The following is a 24,494-nucleotide window of genomic DNA, read 5'->3' as shown; positions in this document are numbered from 1 at the left end:
CGCTGACGCGTTTTTAGCTTTTTCGTTCAGCGCACAAAGGTACGAAAATTATTAAGATAAAAAAAGCAAAAAGGTAAAAAAGTAAGGAAATAATTTCCATTTTTCACTTTTTTACCTTTTTAGCCTTTTACCTTTTTATTTTTTCACCTTACGGTCATATGAAAGCAACCCTGCTTCACCTCGTACTTAATAAAACAGCGATTTTGCTGACGCATATCATTAAGTACCTCACTCAAGATAAATTTCAACGAGTCGTTGCGTACCTGACGGCGACTGGGGCCGTCGGGATCCTCTACTGTCCTATAACGGTTATAACAGATATCTATTGTGGTGCCATAGAGATGACAGGAGTTTTCTGTGGCATTGCCATTATGGCGGCGCAGCTTGGCCACATCCTCCTGCGTACGGAGCACGCTGGTCACGATGAAACGATGCAAGGGCACACCTTTTACCTGCAGACTGTCAAAGAAAGCCTGACCGATATCCTGCAGAAGAACAGCTGCACGTGGTACCAGATATGGAATACTGCTATGCAAGGGGTCTATATAATAATAAGGTGAGCAGTCAATGAACACCAGTTCGTCTTTTCTCTCTTCCGCATCCAACCGGTTCTTCACCGGCTTAACGCCCCATCTGTTAGCTGCAATCAATTGCACACTATTACTATCAGGGAAAGCACCTTTATAGCTGGACACACTACGAATACGATGATAGCGTTCACCATCAGGCACATAGCGAGCAGAAACAGAAGGTGCCAGGACGGCTTCAGATTCAGGTTCAACAGCCGCAGGCTCCTCAACGACCTCAGCAACAGGGAGCTCGTTTGCAACAGAATCTACTGCCAGACTATCTGCTACCTCTGCCACGTCGGATGATGACGTAGCGATACCAGGAAAGGCACAACGTACCAAGGCCAGCACCATCACCGACACGCCAAAAACCTCAAGAAAACGATGTTTACGCTTATTATTACCCTTCATTTCCTTTCATCTCATCTTACAATGTGTCTCACATCCTCCTCGTCGGCAAGAACGAACACCTTGCCAAAGGCACCGACGGTGATGGGAAGCGTCTGGCCATGAAAGCTCACCGTGCCAACGGTAACTACCAGATAATCATCTACCTGCATATTACTCTGCAGGAAAGAACCGGCAGCATTCATCGCCATATCAGTACCCGCAGCAACCAGTTCATCCGGTAACTGAGCATTAGACACTTCTTGACTTACCACATTCATTGCCAACTGTCTTACCGCAGCCTGATGTTCCCATGGCTCTGGTTTGGAAAAAGCCATTGCTGCCAACAGAATCAGCACCACAAAGGTCAGAAAAACAAAAACTTTCTTAGCCATTCTTTCTTATTATTTTGTTTCAGGGCACAAAGATACTAAAAAAAACAAATAAAATTGGCGAATCTATTCTTTTTTTCGTAACTTTGGCCTAACCGAAGTTACTTTCACTCGGAAATGAAAAGAAAAACTTGTTTTCCTTTTGCATTTCACTCATTTATTCGTAACTTTGCACCCAAATTGCAAATATTCGAATATAAGACATGAACATACTTGAACTGAGTGAACAAGAAATTCTCCGTCGACAGTCGCTCGACGAGCTGCGCAAGATGGGCATCAACCCCTACCCTGCCGCAGAGTATCCCGTAAATGCATGGAGCACAGATATTATTGAAAACTTTGAGGACTTACCCGTCATCGGAAAAGATGAGGAAGGCAACGATGTACGCGAGACGCCTACACCGGAGAACAGCCGTATGGTAAGTATTGCCGGCCGCATCATGAGCAAGAGCATCATGGGTAAGGCTGCCTTTGCCAAGTTGCAGGACTCTAAGGGTCGTATTCAGGTATACGTACAGCGTGATGCCATCTGCCCCGACGAGAACAAGGACCTTTACAACATTGTTTTCAAGAAGCTGCTTGACCTGGGTGATTTCATCGGTGTAAAAGGATACGTATTCCGCACAAAGACTGGAGAAATCAGTGTTCATGTGATGGAACTGACCGTATTGAGCAAGAGTCTGAAGCCACTGCCTGTGGTGAAGACTGATGCTGACGGTAAGGTATATGACGCATTCGATGACCCAGAATTGCGTTATCGTCAGCGCTATGTTGACCTGATTGTGAATGCTGGTGTTAAAGAGACCTTCCTCAAGCGTGCTACCATCATCCGCACCATGCGTCGCATCCTTGATGATGCAGGCTATACAGAAGTTGACACACCTATTTTGCAGAACATCGCAGGTGGTGCATCAGCCCGCCCATTCATCACCCACTTCAATGCCCTGAACCAGGACATGTACATGCGTATTGCCACAGAGCTTTACCTGAAGCGCCTCATCGTCGGTGGCTTCGAGGGTGTTTACGAGATGGGTAAGAACTTCCGCAATGAGGGTATGGATAAGACCCACAACCCAGAGTTCACCTGCATGGAGCTCTACGTGAGCTATAAGGACCTGCTGTGGGGTATGGACTTCACCGAGAAGATGCTGGAGGAGATTTGTACAGCAGTGAACGGCAAGCCTGAGGTGGAGATCGACGGCAAGGTTATCTCATTCCGCGCTCCATTCCGCCGTCTGCCAATCCTCGATGCTATCAAGGAGAAGACCGGTTTCGACTGCGACGGTAAGACTGAGGATGAGATTCGTGCATTCTGCAAGTCTAAGGGCATGGAGGTTGACGAGACCATGGGTAAGGGTAAGCTCATCGACGAACTCTTTGGTGAGTTCTGCGAGGGTACCTTCATCCAGCCCACTTTCATTACTGACTATCCCGTCGAGATGTCACCTCTTACCAAGATGCACCGCAGTAAGCCCGGGCTCACCGAGCGTTTCGAGCTGATGGTTAATGGTAAGGAACTGGCTAACGCCTACTCTGAGCTCAACGATCCTATCGATCAGGAGGAGCGTTTCGTAGAGCAGATGAAACTTGCTGACAAGGGCGATGACGAGGCTATGATTATCGACCACGACTTCCTGCGCGCTCTGCAGTATGGCATGCCTCCCACCTTCGGTATCGGTATCGGTATCGACCGTCTGGTGATGCTGCTCACAGGTAAGTTCGCCATTGGTGAGGTGATGCTGTTCCCACAGATGAAGCCCGAGAAGAAGGCTCCTCAGAGCAGCATCCAGGAATGGGAAGCTATTGGCGTACCCGAGAACTGGGCTTATGTGCTGCGTAAGGCTGGTTTCTATCTCATCCAGGACATCAAGGACGAGAAAGCTCAGGGCTTGCAGCAGAAGATTGGCGAGATCAACAAGAAGTTCAAGCTGAACTACGAGAAGCCATCTCTGGACGAGGTTCAGAGTTGGATTGATAAGGCGCAAGCTTAAAGTTCAAAGTTCAAAGAACCATGTACGACTGCGGTAAGATAGCAATAATCGGTGGAGGCTCATGGGCTACAGCCATTGCCAAGATTGTAGTGCAGCACACGCACCACATTGGTTGGTATATGCGTCGCGATGACCAGATAGAGGACTTCAGACGACTGAGTCACAACCCCAGTTACCTGACCAGCGTGCATTTTGACGTTCACGAGATTAATTTCAACAGCGATCTCAATAAAATTGTGGAGGCCTACGACACCTTGGTGTTCGTAGTGCCTTCACCTTATTTAAAAAATCACCTGAAGAAACTGAAGGTGAGACTGAAGGATAAATTCATCGTAACAGCTATCAAGGGTATTGTGCCCGATGAGAACCTGATTTGTACAGAGTACTTCCATCAGGTATTCGATGTGCCACACGACAACCTGGCCTGCATTGGCGGTCCCAGTCATGCAGAAGAGGTGGCACTGGAGCGATTGAGTTACCTTACTGTAGGATGTTCAGACATGGAGAAGGCCCAATCCTTTGCAGAAATACTGAACAGCCAGTTTATCAAGACAAAGACATCAACCGATGTTATCGGCATAGAATACTCCAGCGTTCTGAAGAATGTCTATGCCATTGCGGCAGGTATCTGCAATGGTCTGAAATTTGGAGATAATTTCCAGGCCGTACTTATAGCCAATGCCGTGCAGGAGATGGCTCGTTTCCTGCAAAGTGTGCACCCCATTGAGCGCAATGTCTATGATAGTGTTTACTTAGGCGACCTATTAGTGACGGGCTACTCGAACTTTTCGCGCAACCGTGTTTTCGGAACGATGATTGGTAAAGGTTATAGCGTGAAAAGTGCCCAGATGGAGATGGAGATGATTGCCGAGGGTTACTTCGGCACTAAGTGTATGAAGGAAATCAACCGCCATTGGCACGTTAACATGCCTATCCTGGATGCCGTTTACAACATCCTCTACGAACGTATTGCACCAAAGATTGAGATTAAGCTGCTGACAGACTCGTTCCGCTAAGTATTTATTCGCTTCGAATTTACTTGATAGGAATATCTACCCTGAAGATAGAACCCTCGCCTAGTTTTGACTCTACTGTAACACTTCCACCAAGGCTGGAAGCCATCACACGACAGATACTCAGTCCTAAGCCAGCACCCGGAATAAATTCATCCACTTTGTAGAAACGTTCAAAGATACGTTCCAGATTCTCCTCTGCAATACCCTTACCAGTATCACGCACCCAGATACATACACGACCATCAACGGGATTGTCATAGCCTACGACAATAGAACCTTGCTGCGTAAACTTCATCGCATTGGAAATGAGATGATTGGCAATAGTACTCAGACGAATCATATCAGTGGTAATAGACAGTGCATCCTGAGCAAAACTGATATCCAACTTCACACCCGATGGTAACTTTTCAGCAAAAACTGCCATAGCCTCTGCCAACAACGTATTCAAGTCGAATGTCGTCATGACCAGCTGTTCCTGACCGGATTCAATCTTCGAGATATTCACCACATCATCAACAATACGCAACAACTTCTGCGTATTCTCGTGAATCAAGTCTAAAAGGCTCTTACGTTCATCCTGATCATCAATATCAGGCAACACACTAGTAAAACCAACGATAGCATTCAGTGGGGTACGAATCTCATGACTCATATTGGCAATGAATGCAGTCTTCAGACGGTCACTCTCTTCTGCACGATTACGTGCCTTTACCAATGCGTCCTCCAATGCCTTCCGGTCATCAATACACTGGGTGGTTCCTACGATTTTAACAGGTTTACCATCTACGTCACGTGCAGCCACTGTGGCATAACTTTCTTCCCAATAAAAAGAGTTATCATAAGGTACCAAAACCCGGTAAATCTCATGATAGGCAGAAGAATGACCATCGCACAAATCTGCCAAGGACTGTCGCACGCGTTCAGTATCATGCGGGTCCAGTGGCAAAAGACTGTCTCCCATAGCCATACCGTCAACATTGATATAATTATTACCTTTTTCACGGAAATCATGCTCAAAGGTAAACTTACCAGTCTTCACATCAAGATGCCAGATAGACAATTTCATGGTACCAAGCACGAACTCGTACTCTACATTGTGCTTACCAAGTTTGTCCAACATCTGCAACTCCGACTTCAGTTGCTTACCAGCCCTAATCTGATACCATAGGACTACGCCCAACGATATAATCACAAGTACGAGAAGCACGTGTGGTAACATATTCAGAAACTGTATGTCAAGAGCAATATTTATCGTTAGGTTTATCATATAAGTGCAAAAGTACAAATATTTCCCGAAACGCAAAAAAAAATCACTATTAATTTTGTTTTTATTCTGTTTTTCTGTATATTTGCAAACGAAATCATAATAAAAATGGAAAACGAATTCGAATTAATCGCCAAAACGTTCATGGGACTGGAACCTGTGCTGGCGAAAGAGTTGACACAACTGGGTGCCAACAACGTGCAAATAGGTAGACGCATGGTGTCGTTTACGGGTAATAAGGAGATGATGTATCGCGCCAATTTCTCGCTGCATACAGCCATCAAGATTCTGAAACCCATCGCGCATTTCAAAGCACAAAGTGCTGATGATGTCTACGAAGAAATTAAAAAAATCGATTGGACTGAATACTTGAATAACGACCGCACCTTCGCTGTTGACTCTGTGGTATTCTCGGAAGAGTTCCGCCACTCAAAGTTTGTGAGCTACAAAGTAAAAGATGCTATTGTGGATCAGTTCCGTGAGAAGACTGGCAGTCGCCCCAACATTTCAGTTGCCAATCCAGACTTGCGTCTGCATATTCATATCGCAGACGTAGCACCTGGCAAGAGCGAGTGTACGCTCTGTCTGGACTCTTCTGGTGAGTCATTGCATCGCCGTGGCTATCGCCAGGAAAGCGTAGAGGCTCCCCTTAATGAAGTACTGGCAGCAGGTATGATTCTGATGACCGGCTGGAAGGGTGAGACCGACTTTATTGACCCTATGTGCGGTTCTGGCACACTGCTCGTCGAAGCAGCCCTCATCGCCCGCAACATGGCTCCGGGTTTGTTCCGAAAGGAATATGCCTTTGAGAAATGGCCAGACTTTGATGCCGATCTCTTCGACCACATCTATAATGACGACTCTAAGGAGCGTGAGTTCACACATCACATCTATGGCTACGACGTAGATATCAAGGCTGTGAACACTGCCCGTCTGAATGTGAAGGCCGCTGGTCTGACAGCAGACATCACTGTGGAAGAGCAGGATTTCAAGAACTTCACACAACCCAAGGAGAAGAGCATCCTGGTATGCAACCCTCCCTACGGTGAGCGTATCTCTACGCCCGACCTGCTGGGCACCTATCGTATGATTGGTGAGCGACTGAAGCATCAGTTCCTCAATAACGACGCATGGATTCTGTCTTACCGTGAGGAGTGCTTTGAGCAAATTGGTCTGAAACCATCTATCAAGATTCCTGTTTACAATGGCTCATTGGAATGTGAGTTCCGTAAGTACCAGATTTTTGACGGTAAACTGAAGGATTTCCGTAGCGAAGGCGGCGTAGTGAAGACCGATGACGAGAAGCGTCAGATGGCCGAGAAGCATCGTTTCAAGAAAAACCGTGAGTTCAAGCAGCGCCTGGACGAACAAGAGGAAAATGAGAGCAGCGATATCCGCTCATTTACTTTCCACAAACACGACTTCAAGAAGGAAGAGCGTGGAGAAAGAAGACCAAGAAGAGAGGACCGGGAAGACAGAAAGCCCCGCTACTCAAAGGATGCCGGCAAATCAAGTTTCTCCGGAAGGGGAAAGAAATATAGTGACAGTCCTAACCGCGGCGGACACGAGCGTTTCGACCGCAGTGGAGGAAAACGAAACAAGCGATTTAATCATGACGATGAATAATATTAAGCAATGGGCGCACTATGTAGCGTCCATTCTTCTCTTTACAGCAATGACAGCACCTATGTCTGCACAGAAGCTTTTCACACTGGAGGACCTGAACTTCGGTGGCACCAATTTCCACAATCTGAGGCCTGAGAATATCTTCCTCACATGGTGGGGCGACCAACTGATTCAGACAGACGTGGAGGAGTGCTACACCATTGACACCAAGACAGGCAAGAAGACATTGCTGTTTACTCTCGACGATATCAATAAATGGGCGGGCAGTGATGATGACCATTACGTGCGCCAACTGACGAATGCCACATTCCCCTACCCCAACGAGAAACTTGTCATGCTGGGCTTCAAGAAGTCTGTCATCCTGTTGGATTTCGGAAAGAAGAAGATTGTCTGGCAGGACAGCATCTCCGGACAGACAGCCTACGATTGGAATAAGACATCACGCGCTACGGCTTACGTGGAAGACGATCAGCTTTTTATTGCTGACGGACAAGGCAAGAAGCATCAGCTTTCTACTGACGGCAGTCGCGAGATTGTCTATGGACAGTCTGTTCACCGCAACGAGTTCGGTATTGAGAAGGGTACTTTCTGGAGTCCTGACGGACAGCATCTTGCTTTCTATCGCATGGACCAGAGCATGGTGACCGATTATCCACAGGTAGATATCTTCCCTCGCTCTGCCAGCTACGAGCCTGACAAATATCCGATGGCAGGCATGACTTCGCATAAAGTCACTGTAGGTGTATATGATTTAGGAACGCAGAAGACGGTCTATCTGCAGACTGGCGACCCAACGAATCGTTATTTTACGAATATCGCATGGAGTCCAGACTCAAAGACGATTTATATGTTCGAGCTCAACCGTGAGCAGAATGATTGCCGTCTTGTGAGCTATGATGCCACCACTGGTGCCAAGAAAGCAGAGCTCTATCGTGAGACCAGCGACAAATATGTAGAGCCGCTGCATCCCATCGTGTTCCTGCCTTGGGACAGTAACCTCTTTGTGATGCAGAGTCAACGCGACGGCTACAACCACCTGTACCTATATAATAAAAAAGGTGAGATGGTCAAACAGCTGACTAAAGGCGTATGGGTTGTCATGGATGTTCTGGGTTTCAATCAGAAAGACAAGAGCATCATCATTGCTTCTAATGAGAAACATGCGCTGCAAAGCAACTTGTATGCAGTCAACATCAAGACACTCAAGCGCACATTACTCGATAATGGAGAAGGCGTACACTGGGGAAAACTATCAAGCTCTGGCACAAAACTGTACGAAAAATACAGCACACCTACAACGCCAAATACAGTTAACGCAATAGAAATCTCAAACTTCAAACCTCGAATCTCAAACCTACTCACGGCTGAGGACCCTTGGAAAGACTATGTACAGCCCATATTTGAGAGTGGCAGCATTAAGGCGGCCGACGGCATGACAGACCTCTACTGGCGTATGGTGAAGCCGCACGACTTTGATATAACAAAGAAATATCCCACGGTGGTCTATGTTTATGGCGGTCCTCATGCTCATAATGTCGAGGCCTCATGGCACTGGGCAAGTCGCTCATGGGAGACCTACATGGCGCAAAAAGGCTATATCGTATTCATTCTGGATAATCGCGGTTCAGAGAATCGTGGACGAGAGTTTGAACAGGCCACATTCCACCAACTGGGACAGATAGAGATGCAAGACCAGATGAAAGGTGTGGAGTATCTGCGCACCCTACCCTACATCGACATGAACAGACTTGGTGTTCACGGATGGTCATTCGGTGGATTCATGACCATATCACTCATTACCAACTACCCTGACGTATTCAAAGTGGGCGTGGCAGGTGGCCCTGTCATCGACTGGAAATGGTATGAGGTGATGTATGGCGAACGCTATATGGGCACACCACAGAACAATCCAGAAGGCTATGCCAAGACAAGCCTCATCAATAAAGCAAAAGACCTGAAAGGAAAGCTCCAGATTATCACTGGATATAACGACAACACTGTTGTTCCCCAACACTGTCTGTCGTTCCTCGATGCGTGTATCAAAGCCGGCACGCAACCCGACTTCTTTGCCTATCCAGGAGAGGAGCACAACATGCGGGGACACGCCAGCGTACACTTACATGAACGAATCACGCAATACTTCGAAGACTACCTAAAATAACATAACATAAAACTAAACCTTTCTGACTATATGAACCTAAAACACATCACAGTACTTATAACACTTTCTCTGAACTGCATCACCACGGTGCAGTCCAGAGACTGTAAGAACGACTCCACCTATCTGGCCATGCGCACAGAGATGAGCAATGCATTCAACACAGGTGATAGTACAGACTTTTTTAAATCCGTCACCAAGCTTGAGGATTATTTACTTAAGCAAGGCGACCTGCACCTGTACTACACCCAACGATGTAACGAGATCGTCTTTCTGATGAACTCTCAGCATATCTTCGAAGCTTATAAGAAAGCACAGAAGTTATCGAAAGAGTTGCGAGAAAAGGGACTCGACAAGGAGATGTATATGGCTGTCAACATGATGGGGCATATCTATCGTTATTGCGGTAACCACGAGGGAGCAAAGAAAGCTTTCAATGAAGTGATTGAACTCATGGAGAAATATGGCTACTATGAGAGTATGCCTCCTATCTATATGAACATTGTCAACGTCGAGATGGACGACGATCCCAATGAAGCTATAGAAATGCTGGAGAAAGCTGCAGAAATAGCTCGCAAATATTCTCCTGAGCGTCTGTTTGATATTGAGTCACGCCGATTACTCAGCTATTATAACCAAGGAGATATGGAAAAGTTCGAGAAAGGTTATAATGCATATAAGAAAGGGGTTGATAGCGGGCAGACCACCATTCACGGACGCACCATAGAAGTATATCACGAGGCCTACAAGGGCAATGTGGACAAGGCAATCAAGATGGCGAAAGAAACACTCGGAGACGACGCTAACGAGATATGCATCAACCTCTACAAGAATGCAGGCAGATGGAAAGAAGCCTATGAGGCATTACGGGTTCAACTTGAAGAACACGACTCAATAGACAATATCATTCTGAGCAATAGCATGAAAGGTATTGAGGACGAGTTAAAGTTATACGAGATTGAACGTGAGGCAGCTCATACACGCACCGTGTACATGATTGTCACCATCTTGATTCTTACCATGCTCATCTGCGCATTATCCTATATTGCATTTGCTCGCCGACGCCATATGAAGGAACTGAAAAAGGCCTATGAACATGCCCTAGAATCAGACAACATGAAAACTGCATTCATCCGCAATGTGAGCCACGAGGTTCGTACTCCACTCAACATCATATCCGGATTTGCACAGATTATCGCAGACGGTAACATTACGATGTGTGCAGAAGAGCTGAAAAACATCTCGCAAATGGTGATTAAGAACACCAATATCATTACCAATCAGTTTGATGAACTCATAGAGATATCTCTCAACGAAAACTCTGGCGAAGAAATAAAAACAGAAGCCGTTGACATTCAACAGCTTCTGCTAGAAATAACAGGTGACTACCAACCTCTACTGAATCATGGTGTAGAAATCAAAATAGAAAACAATCTACCTGATTCATTCGCCATATCAACTAACAGGAAGATGCTTTACCGTATGGTCAGTCTGCTTATAGACAACGCCATTAAGAACACGACCGAGGGCTATATCCTTGCAAAGACATCTTTAACAGGTAAACATCTATATATAGCCATAGAAGATACTGGTTGCGGCATTGACCCTCAAGAAGCAGAACACATCTTCGAGCGATTCGTCAAACTTGATAATTTCAAGGAAGGATTGGGACTGGGACTGCCACTCTGCAGAATGATAGCCCACCGAATGAAGGGCGAGGTAATCCTCGATACTACTTACGCAGGTCCCGGTGCCCGTTTTGTTATCACTCTTCCTCTGTAATCAGAACTTATAGTCAATACCCAAGCCTATCACATGATTGGTACGGCTGAAGGTATCTGAACCAGTAAAGGGCAGGCCCTGATAAGCGGTCTGCTCTTTTTTGTAGTCACTATAAAGCGTACAGAAATAGCTGACATTCAATCGCATACGCTCATTCAGATTAACAGCAGCGCCACAACCTAATGAATAGCTATCACATGCGAAGGAAGTATGCGTCTGATAGTTATCGCTTAATCCATAGTCCGTACGCTGACCACCGAGACTCAATGTCAGTTTATCGTTGACATCATACTCTGCGCCCAGCAATACCTCGTGAGTACCATGCTCCAACTCATCCTGTCGATTATTGGCCATCTTGGCATTTTTATCATCAAAGAAATGATACTCTGCAGCAGCACGTAACTTTGGCGTAATCTCATACTGGGCAGCGACAGTGAGTAGTGAAGGCATGTCATAACGCGTCTTCACACCATCCATATATGGAGCCGTTTTTTCACCAAAGACAGCAGCCACCTGAGCAGGCGTCATACCAGTCACCGTAGCCGACAGTTCCTTAGTATCATTTTCCGTGTTGATCTTCGTACGGAACTCATAACGGGCTGCCACAGTAAGTGGTCCCTGATGGAAATCAACACTCACAATAGGCGCAAAGCCCCAACCTTTCTGCAAGCAGTCCAACTGCAGACTAACAAGTTCGGTGCCGCCCATATTTGCCAGCACATGTCCACGGTTATAACCATCATAATAATTGGCACGCATACCTACGGCAGCACTCAGGAAATCAGTCAGCTTGTATGTGAAGTTCAACTGACCACCATAAATATACTGCTTACCCTCCATCTGGGCATCCATCGCATACGTACCAGGCATCACACCCTTCTGAGCCAACATAGTCGTGATAGGCACTGTAAACATAGGAACACCCTCATCGTATTTCACAAAGCCACCGCTACCCACGATGCCAATCATCGCTGAAACAGCCCAACGCTCCTGCTTGTAAGAAGCAAAAAGCGCGGGTACAATGGGAGCCGATGCCTTACCATTATATTTCTGGTGGAAGTTATTGCCAACCATCAGGAAATTAGGAATATCGGTCTCGATATCACGATTCTGCCAAGGTTTCTGGAAATTCAGTGAAAGTTGAAGACCTTCATGTCCCCATGCCAAACCTGCAGGGTTACTGTAAGCGGCATCAATCTCCGTTGTAGCACCTCGAGCAAACATTCGATCGAATGCAATGTGATAGTTAGTGTTGGTCATAAGACCACCAGCCTCAGCTGCCAAAGTAGCAGAAGCCATTGTCAACATTAACAAAAATTTCTTCATAAAATAAATAATGGTTTAGTTTGAGACTGCAAAATTAGTAATTATTTCCGAAAAACTAGTCAAAAACTAACAAAAACATTAATTTTACCCCTATTTTTCTTTTGTTTTTCGCACAAATTGCACTACCTTTGCAGACGATTTCGAAATCAACCGACTTATTATGAAGATTTTACTTTTGGGAAGTGGCGGCCGCGAGCACGCCTTAGCTTGGAAAATTGCTCAGAGCGAGCGAGTAGAGAAACTGTTTATTGCCCCTGGTAATGCAGGTACCTCAAACTGCGGAGAAAACGTCAACATGAAAGCTGACGACTTTGAAGCCATCAAGCAATTCATAGTGGAAAAAGGTGTCGACATGGTAGTTGTCGGCCCTGAGGATCCATTGGTAAAGGGCATCTATGACAATCTTGGTCAAGATGATCGTACCAAGAACATCCCCGTTATTGGTCCCTCAAAGACAGGCGCCGTACTTGAGGGCTCGAAAGACTTCGCCAAAGGATTTATGCAGCGCCACAACATCCCCACAGCCCGCTACGAGACTTTCGACGGTGAACACCTGCAAGAGGGATTAGCCTTTCTGGAGACACTTGAGGCTCCCTATGTATTAAAAGCCGATGGTTTGTGTGCCGGTAAGGGAGTTCTTATCCTGCCTACCCTCGAAGAAGCGAAGAAAGAACTCAAGGATATGCTGGGCGGCATGTTCGGCAATGCCTCTTCAAGAGTTGTCATTGAGGAATTCCTCAGCGGAATTGAGTGTTCAGTTTTCGTTCTCACCGACGGAGAGCACTATAAGATTCTGCCCGAGGCAAAAGACTACAAGCGTATCGGTGAAGGCGATACCGGTCTGAACACAGGCGGTATGGGCAGTGTTTCTCCCGTTCCCTTTGCCACTAAGGAGTGGATGCAGAAAGTGGAGGACCGTATCATCCGTCCTACTGTAGAAGGTCTGAAACAGGAAGGTATCGTTTACAAAGGTTTCATCTTCTTTGGACTCATCAACGTAAAGGGTGAACCTATGGTTATCGAGTACAACTGTCGTATGGGTGATCCTGAGACAGAGAGTGTGATGCTCCGTCTGAAGAGTGACATTGTGGATCTTTTCGAAGGCGTAGCTGAAGGAAATCTTGACAAGCGCCAGATTGAGTTCGATGAACGTGCAGCCGTATGTGTGATGCTGGTTAGCGGAGGTTATCCAGAAGCCTACAAGAAGGGCTATCCCATCACTGGCATCGAAAATGTAGAAGGCAGCATTGTATTCCATGCAGGAACAGCAACCGTAAACGGTCAGGTGGTGACCAATGGCGGTCGCGTTATCGCTGTTTCTTCTTACGGAAAAGACAAGGAAGAAGCTCTGAAGAAGTCATTCACAGAGGCTCAGAAAATTCAGTTCACAGACCAGTATTTCCGTCGCGACATCGGAAAAGATCTTTAAACAGATTTGAAGAGACTTCAAAACAGAATAGCAGAAAGTGGCATGACGCTGCCAGTAGCAGCTGTCTATGCTATCGGGATTTGGGCAATCGCCATGTTTGGCGGTTCGCCCTCCTTCTTTGCATGGCCTCAAATGGCATGTTATGTTGCAGCTTCCTACATGATGGTGGAGCTCAACAACAGCAATGCCCTGCTACGTGTGCGCAGCAGAATGGTGGGTGCAACATTCATCGTTCTGTCATGCATGTATATCAGTGGTTTTCAGTCACTCATAGGTGATTTAGGACTTGTAGGAATTATTGCAAGTTTCCTGATACTCTTCAGCACATATCAGGACCAGCAAGCAGCCGGGAAGACCTACTATGCCTTTCTTGCCCTTGGCTGTAGCAGTTTATTGTATGCCGAATACCTATACTATGTACCCCTTCTATGGGTACTCATGATTAGCCGGTTAAATTCCCTTAGCTGGCGCACCCTGGTGGCGTCGATTCTCGGCATCATCACCCCTTATTGGTTTGTGTCCCTATGGCTATTCTATATCTGGGATTTCACGCCACTGACAGATCATTTGTCAGACCTGAATTCATTCGTACTTCCAGCAAACTACTTAGCAGTGACGCTAGAACAACTGCTCGTATACATATTCCTGGCCGTTGTATCCATCACCGGTATCATTCACTTCTGGCAATATAGCTATGAAGACAAGATTCATATACGCCAGTTATTCGGATTCTTTATTGCCGTCAACCTGCTGACATTGCTTTTCATTGCTTTACAACCCCAGCAGTTCAACGCTTTTATCCGCATTGTCATCATCTGTGCCAGTCCTATTGTTGCCCATTTCATGACACTGACACATTCACGCATCACTAACATTGCCTTTTTTGTGATTCTATCGACCTGCATCATTATCACCTTTATAAACCTATGGATGCATTTCTAGAATTTCTGACAGGCTACGGCTATTGGGGCATGCTCTTAGGCGCTTTTCTGGCCGGAAGCGTATTCCCATTCTCCAGTGAGACTATGATGGTGGCATTACTGGGCTCAGGACTTGACGGCTGGCAACTCGTCATCTATGGTACCATCGGCAACATACTGGGTTCTATATTCAATTATTTTGTGGGCCGGATGGGTAAACTGGAATGGATTGAGAAATACCTGAAAATCAAGAAAGAAAGCATGGACAAGGCAGAACGGTTCATGGCAGGACGAGGTGCATGGATGGGGTTCTTTGCATTCCTCCCCATCATCGGTAGTGCCATCACCGTGACTTTGGGATTCATGCGCGCCAACATGTTAATTTCCTTTGTCAGTATAGCCATCGGAAAATTCCTGCGTTACTGGTTACTTATCTACGGCGTAAAATGGTTATTCTGTTAATTAATGTAGAGCAGTAGAAAATTATCAATTTTCAATTATCAATTTTCAATTATAATTACTACCTTTGCACGTCAGAAACAATTTTAACGTTAAAAATAAAACCTTTTAAAATGAAACAATTCCGCCTCGTGGACAATATCCTCGGATGGCTGACATTCTTTATAGCCGCCTTCGTATATTGTTCAACCATCGAGCCGACAGCCTCTTTCTGGGACTGTCCAGAGTTTATTACTACAGGTTATCGTTTGGAAGTTGGACACCCACCCGGTGCGCCTTTCTTTATGCTGACAGCAAATCTGTTCTCACAGTTCACCAGTGATCCTACTCAGGTGGCACGTATGGTCAACACCATGAGTGCTCTTCTGTCAGCAACATGTATTCTCTTCCTTTTCTGGAGCATCACCCATCTGGTGCGACGACTATTTATCAACAGTTGGGAGGAACTGAGTACGGCAAAACTCGTAGCTATCGAAGCCAGCGGACTGGTAGGTGCACTGATTTACACATTTAGCGACACATTCTGGTTCTCAGCCGTTGAAGGCGAGGTATATGCCTACTCTTCTGCGTTCACAGCAGTTGTATTCTGGCTGATATTGAAATGGGAAGACCATGCCGACGAGCCTCATAGTGACCGCTGGCTGGTATTGATTATGTATATGACCGGCCTTAGCATTGGCGTGCACCTGCTGAACCTGCTGTGTCTGCCTGCCATTGTATTGGTCTATTATTTCAAGCGTTTTCCCAATGCCAATGCCAAAGGTAGTATTGTAGCCCTGCTCATCTCATTTGTACTGCTTGCAGCCGTACTCTATGGTGTAGTACCAGGCATTATCACCGTTGGCGGATGGTTCGAATTGTTCTTTGTCAACACACTTGGCATGTCGTTCAACACTGGTGAGTATATCTACCTCTTCCTGTTGGTTGCCCTCGTTATCTGGGCTATCTATGAGACACAGATGGCCAAGGAGACAAAAGGCAGTTGGATACGCCAGAACGTTGCCTTCCTTGTTGCCATTGGCATGTTAGGTATTCCTTTCTATGGCTTTGGCTGGAGCGCTTTCTTCATTGGCGTTGTTGTATTACTCGCCATCGCTGCAGTATTATTCCTGCCTGGCATGGAGAAGCAGATCATTTCACCCCGCATCAAGAACACCACGTTGCTCTGCATGCTGATGCTGATGATTGGTTATTCCACCTATGCCGTTATCGTCATCCGTTCTGCAGCCAACCCACCAATGGACCAGAACTCACCCGAGGATATTTTCACCCTTGGTAATTACCTGAGCCGCGACCAGTATGGCTATCGCCCTCTGGCATTCGGTCAGGCCTACAGTTCTGAATACAAGATTGACCAAAGCGGTCATGTTGAGATGGATCCGGGTGCACCTATCTATCAGCGTAAGGAGAAGAAGTCTGCCGACGAGCCCGATACTTACTTTGTGGTTAGCACAAAGGATAAGCCCGTCTATGCACAGAATATGATATTCCCACGTATGTACTCCAATAGCCAGCGCCATATCGCTGCATACAACAGCTGGGTTGGAGGCATCAAGGGAAAGAAGGAGCCATCGAACTATCGTCAGGGTTCTTTTGTAACGATACCTACACAGATGGAGAATCTGGAATTCTTCTTCGCCTATCAGTGTAACTGGATGTACTGGCGTTATTTCCTTTGGAACTTCGCCGGTCGCCAAAACGATATTCAAGGTCATGGTGAACTGGAACACGGCAACTGGATTACCGGTTTCTCGTTCCTCGACAATGCTCGTCTGGGCGACCAGTCTCTGCTGCCCGATGACCTGAAGAACAACAAGGGACATAACGTATTCTACTGCCTGCCTCTGCTTCTGGGTATTCTCGGTATCTTCTGGCAGCTCTTTATGCGCGGCAAGAGAGGCGTTCAGCAGTTCTGGGTGGTATTCTTCCTGTTCTTCATGACAGGTCTGGCTATCGTGCTCTATCTGAACCAGACACCAGAGCAGCCCCGTGAGCGTGACTATGCATATGCCGGTTCATTCTATGCCTACGCTATCTGGTGTGGTATGGGTGTTGCTGCCCTGATTCAGATGGCATGGGATATCTTCAAGAAGAACCAGCTCATCCCTGCTATCGTGATTGGTGCTGCAGCTCTGTTGGTACCTGTTCAGATGGCTTCTCAGACATGGGATGACCACGATCGTAGCGGACGCTACACCTGTCGTGACTTCGGTCAGAACTACCTCATGTCTCTGCAGGAAGAAGGTAACCCCATCATCTTCACCAATGGCGATAATGATACCTTCCCCCTCTGGTACAACCAAGATACTGAAGGTGTGCGTACCGATGCCCGTGTATGTAACCTGTCGTACCTGCAGACCGACTGGTACATAGACCAGATGATTCGTCCTGCCTACGACTCTCCTGCTCTGCCTATCTCATGGAGCCGACTGGAGTACTGTTCTGGCACAAACGAATATGTACGCGTGGACAACAAGATTCGCAAGGCTATTGAACTGCTGATGCGTGACTATCCCAAGGAGACCACCGAGCTGTTTGGCGATAACCCATTCGAGTTGAAGAATGTTCTGGAGTTCTGGGTACGCGACCACCGCACAAGCGAATTGAAAGAGCGTCAGAGAAATGCTATCGAGTTTGCCTTCACAAAGATGCCCGAGGTGATGAACGACCAGTATTATAGTCTGGACGAGTCACTCTGCGTCATTCCTACCGACACCGTCTTCATCACTATCGACAAACAGGCAGTGAAGGAGAGCGGCATGCTGATTCAGGGTATAGAGCAAGGTAATGACTCAGTAGATATTGATGCTGCCATACCCGACCGTATGACGATTTCACTCGCAGGTCTTGGCGGACTGGACAAGAGTAAGCTGATGATGCTCGAGATGGTAGCCAATGCCAACTGGCGTCGTCCTATCTACGTAGCCTATACCGTTGGTCAGGAGAACTACATGAACCTTGGTGATAACTTTGTACAGGAAGGTCTCACCAACCGTATCACACCGTTCACCACCAACATCAACGATCAGCCTATCCCAGGCATGACCAATTTCGATACCGAGAAGACTTACAACAACGTGATGCACCGATTCAAGTTCGGTGGTGCAAAGACACCTGGCATCTACCTCGATGAGACCGTGATGCGTATGTGCTATACCCATCGTCGTCTGATGGTGAAACTTGCTTCACACCTCATCATGGAAGGCAAGGATGCTAAGGCCAAGGAAGTGCTCGACAGATGCGAGGAGGAGTTCCCCTCATGCAATGTGCCTCACGACTTCCAGAGTTCTTCACTGGAGATGGCACAGGCCTATGCCGCCATTGGCGACAAGACAAAGGCCTTGGATATCCTCCAGCAGTTGTGGTCTAAGTACGACCAGTATATGGTCTACTACAACTCTCTTGACCGCAAGAAGTTCAAGGTGGCAGAGCCTAGCATTCAGCTGCCCCTCTATATGATGAAGCGCATCACAGAGTTGGTTGAGCATATTGATGAGAAGAAGTTTAACGAGTATGCACCACGCTTTGAACAGCAGTGGCAGAAGTTCATCAGCAAAGGCGGTGGACAGCAGTAATATCATCGCAGACATCATCACATGTTCATAGAACAACCAGCGATATACCTCAGATGGCTTTATCCTAATGCCCTGTGGAGAATGGACCGTCACGAACACGCAGTCTATCTGACGTTCGACGACGGTCCCATCCCCGAGGCTACGCCGTTTATTCTCGACACCCTTCGTGACGAAGGTATCAAAGCGACCTTCTTCTGTGTCGGTGATAATGTGCGTAAATATCCCGAGCTCTTCCAAAGGATTCTGGATGAAGGGCATCAAGTGGGCAACCACACACACAATCATATCGGTAGCATACGCCATACCATCAAGGAGTATAGCTATAACGTTGAGAAGGCCAATGCATATATCCACAGTCGGTTGATGCGCCCACCTCACGGATGGATGCGACTGCCGCATTATGCCTGGCTATCCAGAAAGTTCAAGATTGTGATGTGGGACCTCGTCACACGTGATTATTCAAAATGGCTTACTGCCGAGGATGTGGTGAATAATGTGAAACGCTACGCACGCAACGGCTCCATCATCACCTTCCACGACTCACTGAAGTCTATTGAGAAACTGAAAACAGCCCTGCCCGAGAGCATTCATTGGCTCAAAGAACAGGGATATGAGTTTAAAATCTTTGATTATTAGATGGTAATCTCGCCACTGCCGTAACAACGGTGGTGGCGATTATCATAAATGACACAGAACTGACCTGGTGCCACACCGTGGATACGGTCCTGAGAATGCACCATATAACGACCATCACCCAAAGCCTCCAGCGTGGCGGGATGATATTCAGGTGTATGACGAATCTTAAATGTAATCTCACGTTCCGGCATCTCTCCGTTGATGCTATGGAATCCATGAATAGGGAAATCCTGTTTGTAGGCCGTGTCGGGATCATAGCCATGAGACACATAGAGGATATTCTTTTCAATATCCTTCTTAACGATGAACCAGGGACCACCGCCAAAACCTAAGCCTTTACGCTGACCAATGGTATAAAACCAATGTCCATTATGCTGGCCAATGCGTTTCCCCGTTTCCAGTTCCAGCACATCACCTTTCTGTTCACCCACGTACATTTTGATATAGTCCGTGTAGTTAATCTTTCCCAGGAAACAAATGCCCTGTGAGTCTTTACGCTTGGCATTCACCAGATGTTCGCGCTCAGCAATCTGGCGCACCTCATCCTTCACGTAATGTCCTATCGGAAAGATAGCCTTCTGCAACTGCCAGTCAAAAATCTGAGCCAGGAAATCAGTCTGATCCTTTACAGGGTCAGGACTCGTTACCAGCCATTTCTGTCCGTCAATCATCTCCGTCTGCGCGTAATGTCCCGTGGCAATCAAGTCATAATCATGACCACGTTTCTCGTGGAAGGCACCAAATTTGATGAGCCTGTTACACATCACGTCAGGATTAGGTGTCAGACCAGCCTTCACCTTATCCATCGTATATTTCGTCACCTGGTCCCAGTATTCGTGATGACAGTCCACCACCTCCAGCTTACAACCGTACTTATGGGCCACAGCCGTTGCCATCTCCATATCCTCCTCCATCGAGCAGTCCCATTCGTCCTTCTCGTCAGAGCCAATCTTGATATAGAAGCAGTCTGGATGCAGTCCTAGCTGCGCAAACTCATACACCACCACACTACTGTCAACGCCTCCTGACAGTAGCACAGCAATGCGCCTACCTTCCAATTCATTTCTATTCATGGGTGCAAAGGTATGAACTTTTTCTTACCCATCCAAATGCTTATGCAAAAAGTTTGGTAGATTAAGGAAATGTTTGTACCTTTGCGCTCACAACAATCTAAAAAGTATCTAACGATTATGGAAACAATTCAAAACGAACTACTCACCGTAGAGGTGTCGGCTATGGGAGCCGAATTACAGAGCATCAAAGATAGTGACGGACGTGAATACCTGTGGCAGGCTGGCGAGAAATGGCCACGCCGCTCTCCTATTCTGTTCCCCATCGTATGCAGTGTCAATAATGATACCTATCGCGTAGATGGCAAGGAGTATCATCTTCCCCGTCACGGTTTTGCACGCGATACCGAGTTCAAGCTCATCGCACAGGGACCAGACCGTGTGACCTACGCCCTCCACGAGAGCGAGGAGACACTGAAGGTTTATCCTTACTGTTTTAACCTTGCCGTGACCTATAAGTTGGAAGGCAACAAAATACACGTTATCTGGCACGTGGAGAATACCGACAAGCGTGATATCCACTTCCAGATTGGCGGTCACCCCGCTTTTCTGGCTCCTGGTTGTAAGGAAGACGAGCCCCTGAAGGGAGTCATCGTGTTTGACAATAAAGAACAGATGCAGAACCTGAAGAGCTATATCGACGGTTCTCACGAACTGACCGAGATAGAGGCTGAGACCAAGGACGGTATGCTGGCAATCAACGACGAGACCTTTGCCGATGACAGCGTAAAGTTCCACAAGAGCCAGACCTCACAGGCCATACTGCTCAACCCAGACGGCACACCTGCCGTGACACTCGACTACCGTTGTCCGGTCATCGCCTTCTGGAGTCCTTACAAGAAGCAGGCGCCCTTTATCTGTATCGAGCCATGGTACGGTCTGGGCGACCATCGCGGCTACGACGGCGAGTTCAAGGATAAGCCCTACATGAACCACCTGCAGCCCGGTGCCTCGTTCATGAGTGAATACACGATTACCATCGGATAAAATCAAAAAATAATACAAGAATAAAGGAAGGCCAAATCATCAGCCTTCCTTTATTCTTTCTATTATTCTATCTGTTTTCCATTCGTTGTAGTCACCGTGCCGTTGTGATAGATGCCGTTGGGCAACCAGCGGATGGTGTCGTTATGGATTTCCTTGATTTCCATCCACTCACGCGGAATCATAAAGTGCTCATTCCTGACGTTCAGGAAGAGAATCTTGAGGCCCTTGTCTGCCAGATTACCCACCTGCACTCGGAACAACCCAGAGAGTTGACGTGCATGTTCTGCAAGACGGTTGCTGTTGATAGATATACCCATCAACGCCCATTGATAACTGCTTGTATCAGCCAGTTCAAAGTCGTGGTAGAAATTCAGTTCCAGATACGGTGCATAGTGCGTCTTCATGAAGTCCAGCAATGCAGCGCGCAAATCTTCCAGAAGCGCCACCTTTTGCTCTCCGCTAAGAGGCAGTTCATAGAGCACACCATCCAGTTGAGCCACCTGTTCCTTCTTCGATCGCCAGTTGAACGAAACCGTAGGAACATCAAAGCCCTTGCCATCATCTGAGAGGTATTTCACCGGCTCTGCTTTCATGCCCTTGATGTTTGAGATACGCTCCAGGAAAATCTGCTTAATCTCATCTTCGTTGGTCAGTTTTTTGCCAGGATACTTTTCTTCTTTGTGATACGTCACCCAATCCATGATATTTTGACCTTTCTTCGTAGCCTGGGACTCACGATTAAAAGTCAGGAACTCTGGGTAACATCTGAAATTCTCTTTGAAGTCCGTACCCTGATAGTCCTCAGGCAACGTGTTTTCCAGTTCCTTGGGTGCAATAATATATTCCAGCGTGTCGGCATTCTTACGATGCGTCTCGTATTCATAGAATTTTGCAGCTTTGGGGCGATACTTATCGCAGAGATACTTCATGCTGTTGTCCACATAGTGCATGATGGCCATCTCCCTCTCCAGAATGCTGTCGTTGATAGCCTTCTGTTCAGCCAAGAGGTTGGCTACCGAATCGTTGGTGTCCTCGGCGTCATGTATTTCCTTGGGGTCATAGCTTCGCATATCGTAACGATGACACCAGTATGTAAGGAAACTGGTGGTAACAGAGTCGTCGCTCGATACAGAATACTCAAAGCACTCCTCTAGATTGTTCAGGCTGTCCATGAATTCGTCGAAGGTCTCTGGCACAGGCTGATCACTCACTGTTTGACTGTTTTTGCAGGCGCACAAGGCCATCAGTAGTACACCTGATAATATGATGATTTTCTTCATTTTATTCTATCATTTTATAAGTCCTTAGATTTTCGATTTCCTCTTTAATCTGCTCACCCCGACTTTTCATTCTGTGCTCTATGACGTCAAACGACTCAAAGTCAGAGGTGCGCACATAAGCCGTCTGCTGGCAATCTGCCTGATAGGCTTTCACCAATCGGGCATGAAGCGCCGCATCACGAGAAGCCGTCTCTGGTGGCATGAAATAGAGCATCAGGAAGCCAGCCACACACGCTGCTGCTACCCAGGGCCATAGTCTGATGGTGCGATGCGGACGAAACTCCTGGCGTGCCTTCGCCATCACATTCTGTTTCAGCGATTCCGATGCTTTGAACTCGCATTGCGGTTTCAGCATCTGCTCAATATCGTCAAAGTGATCTGTATTCATCTTTTTTCTCCTTTCTTCATCATCTGTTGAACATGCATGATAGCGTAGCGATAGCGCGACTTTGCCGTTGCTTCCGGGATATCCTGCAGTTCCGCTATTTGTTTGAACGTCAGGTCGTCATAACATTTCAGACGTACTATCTCCGATTGTTCCCTGGGCAAGGTATCCAGCAGTCGGTTCACCCTCAGGAACTCCTCATGAATCTGTTTGTCATGATCGCTCACCGCCACCTCCTTGGCTTGGTCGAGCAGTACAACATGCAGCGGTTTTCTGCGGAAGTAATCCGTGCAGGCATTACTGATGGCCCGGATAGCGTACTGCTCCATATTGTCCACCCGCGTCTTTTCCCTCAACCTACGGAAGACGCCCAGCAGCACCTCTTGCACCACATCCTCTGCATCTTCCCTGATGCCGATACGCATATACGCGAAACGGAAGAGCCAGTCTTGCCGTTCTGTGACAATCCGCTCCAATTCTGTGAGTAACTGTTCCGTTTCTTCGTTCATCGTTTTGAGGTTTTTACTTATTAAGACGCAAAGGTAAGAAAAAAGATTTAATGAATCACACTTTTTTTCAATCATCATAAAAAAACGGATGCCCTTCTGTGTTGAAAGCATCCGTTTCTTATTCTTACAGGTTCTTCTTAGGATAGAGGGAATCCCACCATGAGGCATCGTCCTTCAACCACTTCGGTCCTGACGGAAAACCCAACGACTGGGGATCCAAGATTGGTATCCTGTTTCCCTGCGGCGTCACCTCACTCACAGGCTTAGTCCTCATGATAATAGCCTATTTTCCGCATAAGGTGAACATCCCCGTAACGGTTTCCACACCTCAGCAGTGGACTTTAGTGGTGCGCATGACCAGATGCACGGGCCTCATGATGTTGGTTCTCACCTTCACCATCGGCTACACCTCCCTGGTTTGCGCCTTGAATGGCGGAGCCACCCCCGTTCTCATCCTATCTACCGTAGGTGCGCTCTTCGCCATCATCATCGTGTTCTGCGTTCTGATTCACAGGGCGAAATTGCCTGACGGAATCGACGGAATCAACGAAACAAGGTAAGACACTATCTATCAGCGAGATAAGTGCAGAGTATTAAAAATGCTCCGCAGTCCTTGGCCCATGTACAGGGCATTTCCAAGAACTTGCGGAGCATTTTTTTTAAGAAATTCAGGATTTCTGTGAGGTATTCATTGTTGTTTTACAGAAAAAACGAGATGAATATTTGGTTGTAT

At 46.9% G+C, this 24,494-nt stretch carries 21 protein-coding genes; 12 read left to right on the top strand and 9 right to left on the bottom strand.

Features of this window, described 5'->3' with window-relative positions; all coding sequences use genetic code 11:
• Nucleotides 1-143 precede the first annotated feature (143 nt).
• The gene (locus L6468_RS03465) at nucleotides 144-980 is read right to left on the bottom strand and encodes a DUF5715 family protein (protein WP_237795282.1); all 837 of its coding nucleotides are present in this window, start codon (nucleotides 978-980) and stop codon (nucleotides 144-146) included.
• Between the two features lie 11 nt (nucleotides 981-991).
• Nucleotides 992-1,351 carry a hypothetical protein gene (locus L6468_RS03460; protein WP_091814932.1) on the bottom strand — a complete coding sequence of 120 codons (360 nt, stop codon included), beginning with the start codon at nucleotides 1,349-1,351 and terminating at the stop codon, nucleotides 992-994.
• A 200-nt stretch (nucleotides 1,352-1,551) separates the two neighbouring features.
• Between L6468_RS03460 and lysS the strand changes: the two genes are divergently transcribed.
• Both lysS and L6468_RS03450 read left to right on the top strand, forming a co-directional pair.
• The gene (gene lysS, locus L6468_RS03455) at nucleotides 1,552-3,339 is read left to right on the top strand and encodes a lysine--tRNA ligase (protein ID WP_091852472.1); all 1,788 of its coding nucleotides are present in this window, start codon (nucleotides 1,552-1,554) and stop codon (nucleotides 3,337-3,339) included.
• A gap of 20 nt (nucleotides 3,340-3,359) precedes the next feature.
• Complete coding sequence (locus L6468_RS03450; protein WP_091814954.1) at nucleotides 3,360-4,355, top strand: NAD(P)H-dependent glycerol-3-phosphate dehydrogenase; 996 nt, start codon at nucleotides 3,360-3,362, stop codon at nucleotides 4,353-4,355.
• A gap of 19 nt (nucleotides 4,356-4,374) precedes the next feature.
• Here the strand turns inward: L6468_RS03450 and L6468_RS03445 are convergent, their stop codons facing one another.
• Nucleotides 4,375-5,574 (bottom strand): PAS domain-containing sensor histidine kinase, encoded by a 1,200-nt coding sequence (locus L6468_RS03445; protein WP_237795280.1) that lies wholly within the window; start codon nucleotides 5,572-5,574, stop codon nucleotides 4,375-4,377.
• Nucleotides 5,575-5,727: 153 nt separating this feature from the next.
• On the opposite strand from L6468_RS03445, the gene L6468_RS03440 reads away from it, so the two are divergent.
• Genes L6468_RS03440 through L6468_RS03430 form a run of 3 tightly spaced genes read left to right on the top strand, consistent with a single transcriptional unit; the run spans nucleotide 5,728 to nucleotide 11,185 of the window.
• Nucleotides 5,728-7,245 carry a THUMP domain-containing class I SAM-dependent RNA methyltransferase gene (locus L6468_RS03440; protein WP_091814960.1) on the top strand — a complete coding sequence of 506 codons (1,518 nt, stop codon included), beginning with the start codon at nucleotides 5,728-5,730 and terminating at the stop codon, nucleotides 7,243-7,245.
• A 49-nt stretch (nucleotides 7,246-7,294) separates the two neighbouring features.
• On the top strand, nucleotides 7,295-9,406 hold the full coding sequence (locus tag L6468_RS03435; RefSeq protein WP_237795278.1) for a S9 family peptidase: 2,112 nt from the start codon (nucleotides 7,295-7,297) through the stop codon (nucleotides 9,404-9,406).
• 30 nt (nucleotides 9,407-9,436) lie between these two features.
• Nucleotides 9,437-11,185, top strand: a complete 1,749-nt coding sequence (locus tag L6468_RS03430; protein ID WP_237795276.1) for a tetratricopeptide repeat-containing sensor histidine kinase — start codon at nucleotides 9,437-9,439, stop codon at nucleotides 11,183-11,185.
• On the opposite strand, the gene L6468_RS03425 is transcribed toward L6468_RS03430, so the two are convergent.
• Nucleotides 11,186-12,511, bottom strand: coding sequence for an OmpP1/FadL family transporter (locus tag L6468_RS03425; RefSeq protein WP_237795275.1), 1,326 nt, complete (start codon nucleotides 12,509-12,511; stop codon nucleotides 11,186-11,188).
• Nucleotides 12,512-12,671: 160 nt separating this feature from the next.
• On the opposite strand from L6468_RS03425, the gene purD reads away from it, so the two are divergent.
• From purD to L6468_RS03400, 5 genes are all read left to right on the top strand, one after another.
• Nucleotides 12,672-13,940 carry a phosphoribosylamine--glycine ligase gene (purD, locus tag L6468_RS03420; protein WP_091814970.1) on the top strand — a complete coding sequence of 423 codons (1,269 nt, stop codon included), beginning with the start codon at nucleotides 12,672-12,674 and terminating at the stop codon, nucleotides 13,938-13,940.
• A 6-nt stretch (nucleotides 13,941-13,946) separates the two neighbouring features.
• A complete protein-coding gene (locus tag L6468_RS03415; RefSeq protein WP_237795272.1) occupies nucleotides 13,947-14,882 on the top strand; it encodes a hypothetical protein in 936 nt (311 codons plus the stop codon).
• Nucleotides 14,867-15,322: a YqaA family protein gene (locus L6468_RS03410; RefSeq protein ID WP_091814976.1), complete on the top strand. Its 456-nt coding sequence runs from the start codon at nucleotides 14,867-14,869 to the stop codon at nucleotides 15,320-15,322. The genes L6468_RS03415 and L6468_RS03410 overlap by 16 nt, the downstream gene beginning before the upstream one ends.
• A gap of 110 nt (nucleotides 15,323-15,432) precedes the next feature.
• A complete protein-coding gene (locus L6468_RS03405) occupies nucleotides 15,433-18,894 on the top strand; it encodes a protein O-mannosyl-transferase family (protein WP_237795270.1) in 3,462 nt (1,153 codons plus the stop codon).
• A gap of 21 nt (nucleotides 18,895-18,915) precedes the next feature.
• Nucleotides 18,916-19,530: a polysaccharide deacetylase family protein gene (locus L6468_RS03400; protein ID WP_091814981.1), complete on the top strand. Its 615-nt coding sequence runs from the start codon at nucleotides 18,916-18,918 to the stop codon at nucleotides 19,528-19,530.
• On the opposite strand, the gene mnmA is transcribed toward L6468_RS03400, so the two are convergent.
• Nucleotides 19,527-20,603 (bottom strand): tRNA 2-thiouridine(34) synthase MnmA, encoded by a 1,077-nt coding sequence (gene mnmA, locus L6468_RS03395; RefSeq protein ID WP_237795263.1) that lies wholly within the window; start codon nucleotides 20,601-20,603, stop codon nucleotides 19,527-19,529. The genes L6468_RS03400 and mnmA overlap by 4 nt on opposite strands.
• A gap of 117 nt (nucleotides 20,604-20,720) precedes the next feature.
• On the opposite strand from mnmA, the gene L6468_RS03390 reads away from it, so the two are divergent.
• Nucleotides 20,721-21,587 (top strand): aldose 1-epimerase family protein, encoded by an 867-nt coding sequence (locus L6468_RS03390; RefSeq protein ID WP_237795256.1) that lies wholly within the window; start codon nucleotides 20,721-20,723, stop codon nucleotides 21,585-21,587.
• A gap of 62 nt (nucleotides 21,588-21,649) precedes the next feature.
• On the opposite strand, the gene L6468_RS03385 is transcribed toward L6468_RS03390, so the two are convergent.
• The 4 genes from L6468_RS03385 to L6468_RS03370 all read right to left on the bottom strand — a co-directional run bounded on the left by L6468_RS03385 (nucleotide 21,650) and on the right by L6468_RS03370 (nucleotide 24,035).
• Complete coding sequence (locus L6468_RS03385) at nucleotides 21,650-22,867, bottom strand: hypothetical protein (protein ID WP_237795254.1); 1,218 nt, start codon at nucleotides 22,865-22,867, stop codon at nucleotides 21,650-21,652.
• A 1-nt stretch (nucleotide 22,868) separates the two neighbouring features.
• Nucleotides 22,869-23,255, bottom strand: a complete 387-nt coding sequence (locus tag L6468_RS03380) for a hypothetical protein (protein WP_237795252.1) — start codon at nucleotides 23,253-23,255, stop codon at nucleotides 22,869-22,871.
• Entirely contained in the window at nucleotides 23,252-23,761 is a 510-nt protein-coding gene (locus tag L6468_RS03375; RefSeq protein WP_237795244.1) for an RNA polymerase sigma factor, read from the bottom strand. The genes L6468_RS03380 and L6468_RS03375 overlap by 4 nt, the downstream gene beginning before the upstream one ends.
• Before the next feature lie 124 nt (nucleotides 23,762-23,885).
• Nucleotides 23,886-24,035 (bottom strand): hypothetical protein, encoded by a 150-nt coding sequence (locus L6468_RS03370; protein ID WP_237795236.1) that lies wholly within the window; start codon nucleotides 24,033-24,035, stop codon nucleotides 23,886-23,888.
• On the opposite strand from L6468_RS03370, the gene L6468_RS03365 reads away from it, so the two are divergent.
• Complete coding sequence (locus L6468_RS03365; RefSeq protein WP_237795234.1) at nucleotides 24,034-24,321, top strand: hypothetical protein; 288 nt, start codon at nucleotides 24,034-24,036, stop codon at nucleotides 24,319-24,321. The genes L6468_RS03370 and L6468_RS03365 overlap by 2 nt on opposite strands.
• Nucleotides 24,322-24,494: the final 173 nt, after the last annotated feature.

It is taken from the genome of Prevotella communis, assembly GCF_022024115.1.
GTDB classification, from domain to species: Bacteria; Bacteroidota; Bacteroidia; order Bacteroidales; family Bacteroidaceae; genus Prevotella; species Prevotella communis.
Note: the sequence above shows the minus strand (reverse complement) of the source record. Positions and strands in the feature narration are given on the sequence as shown.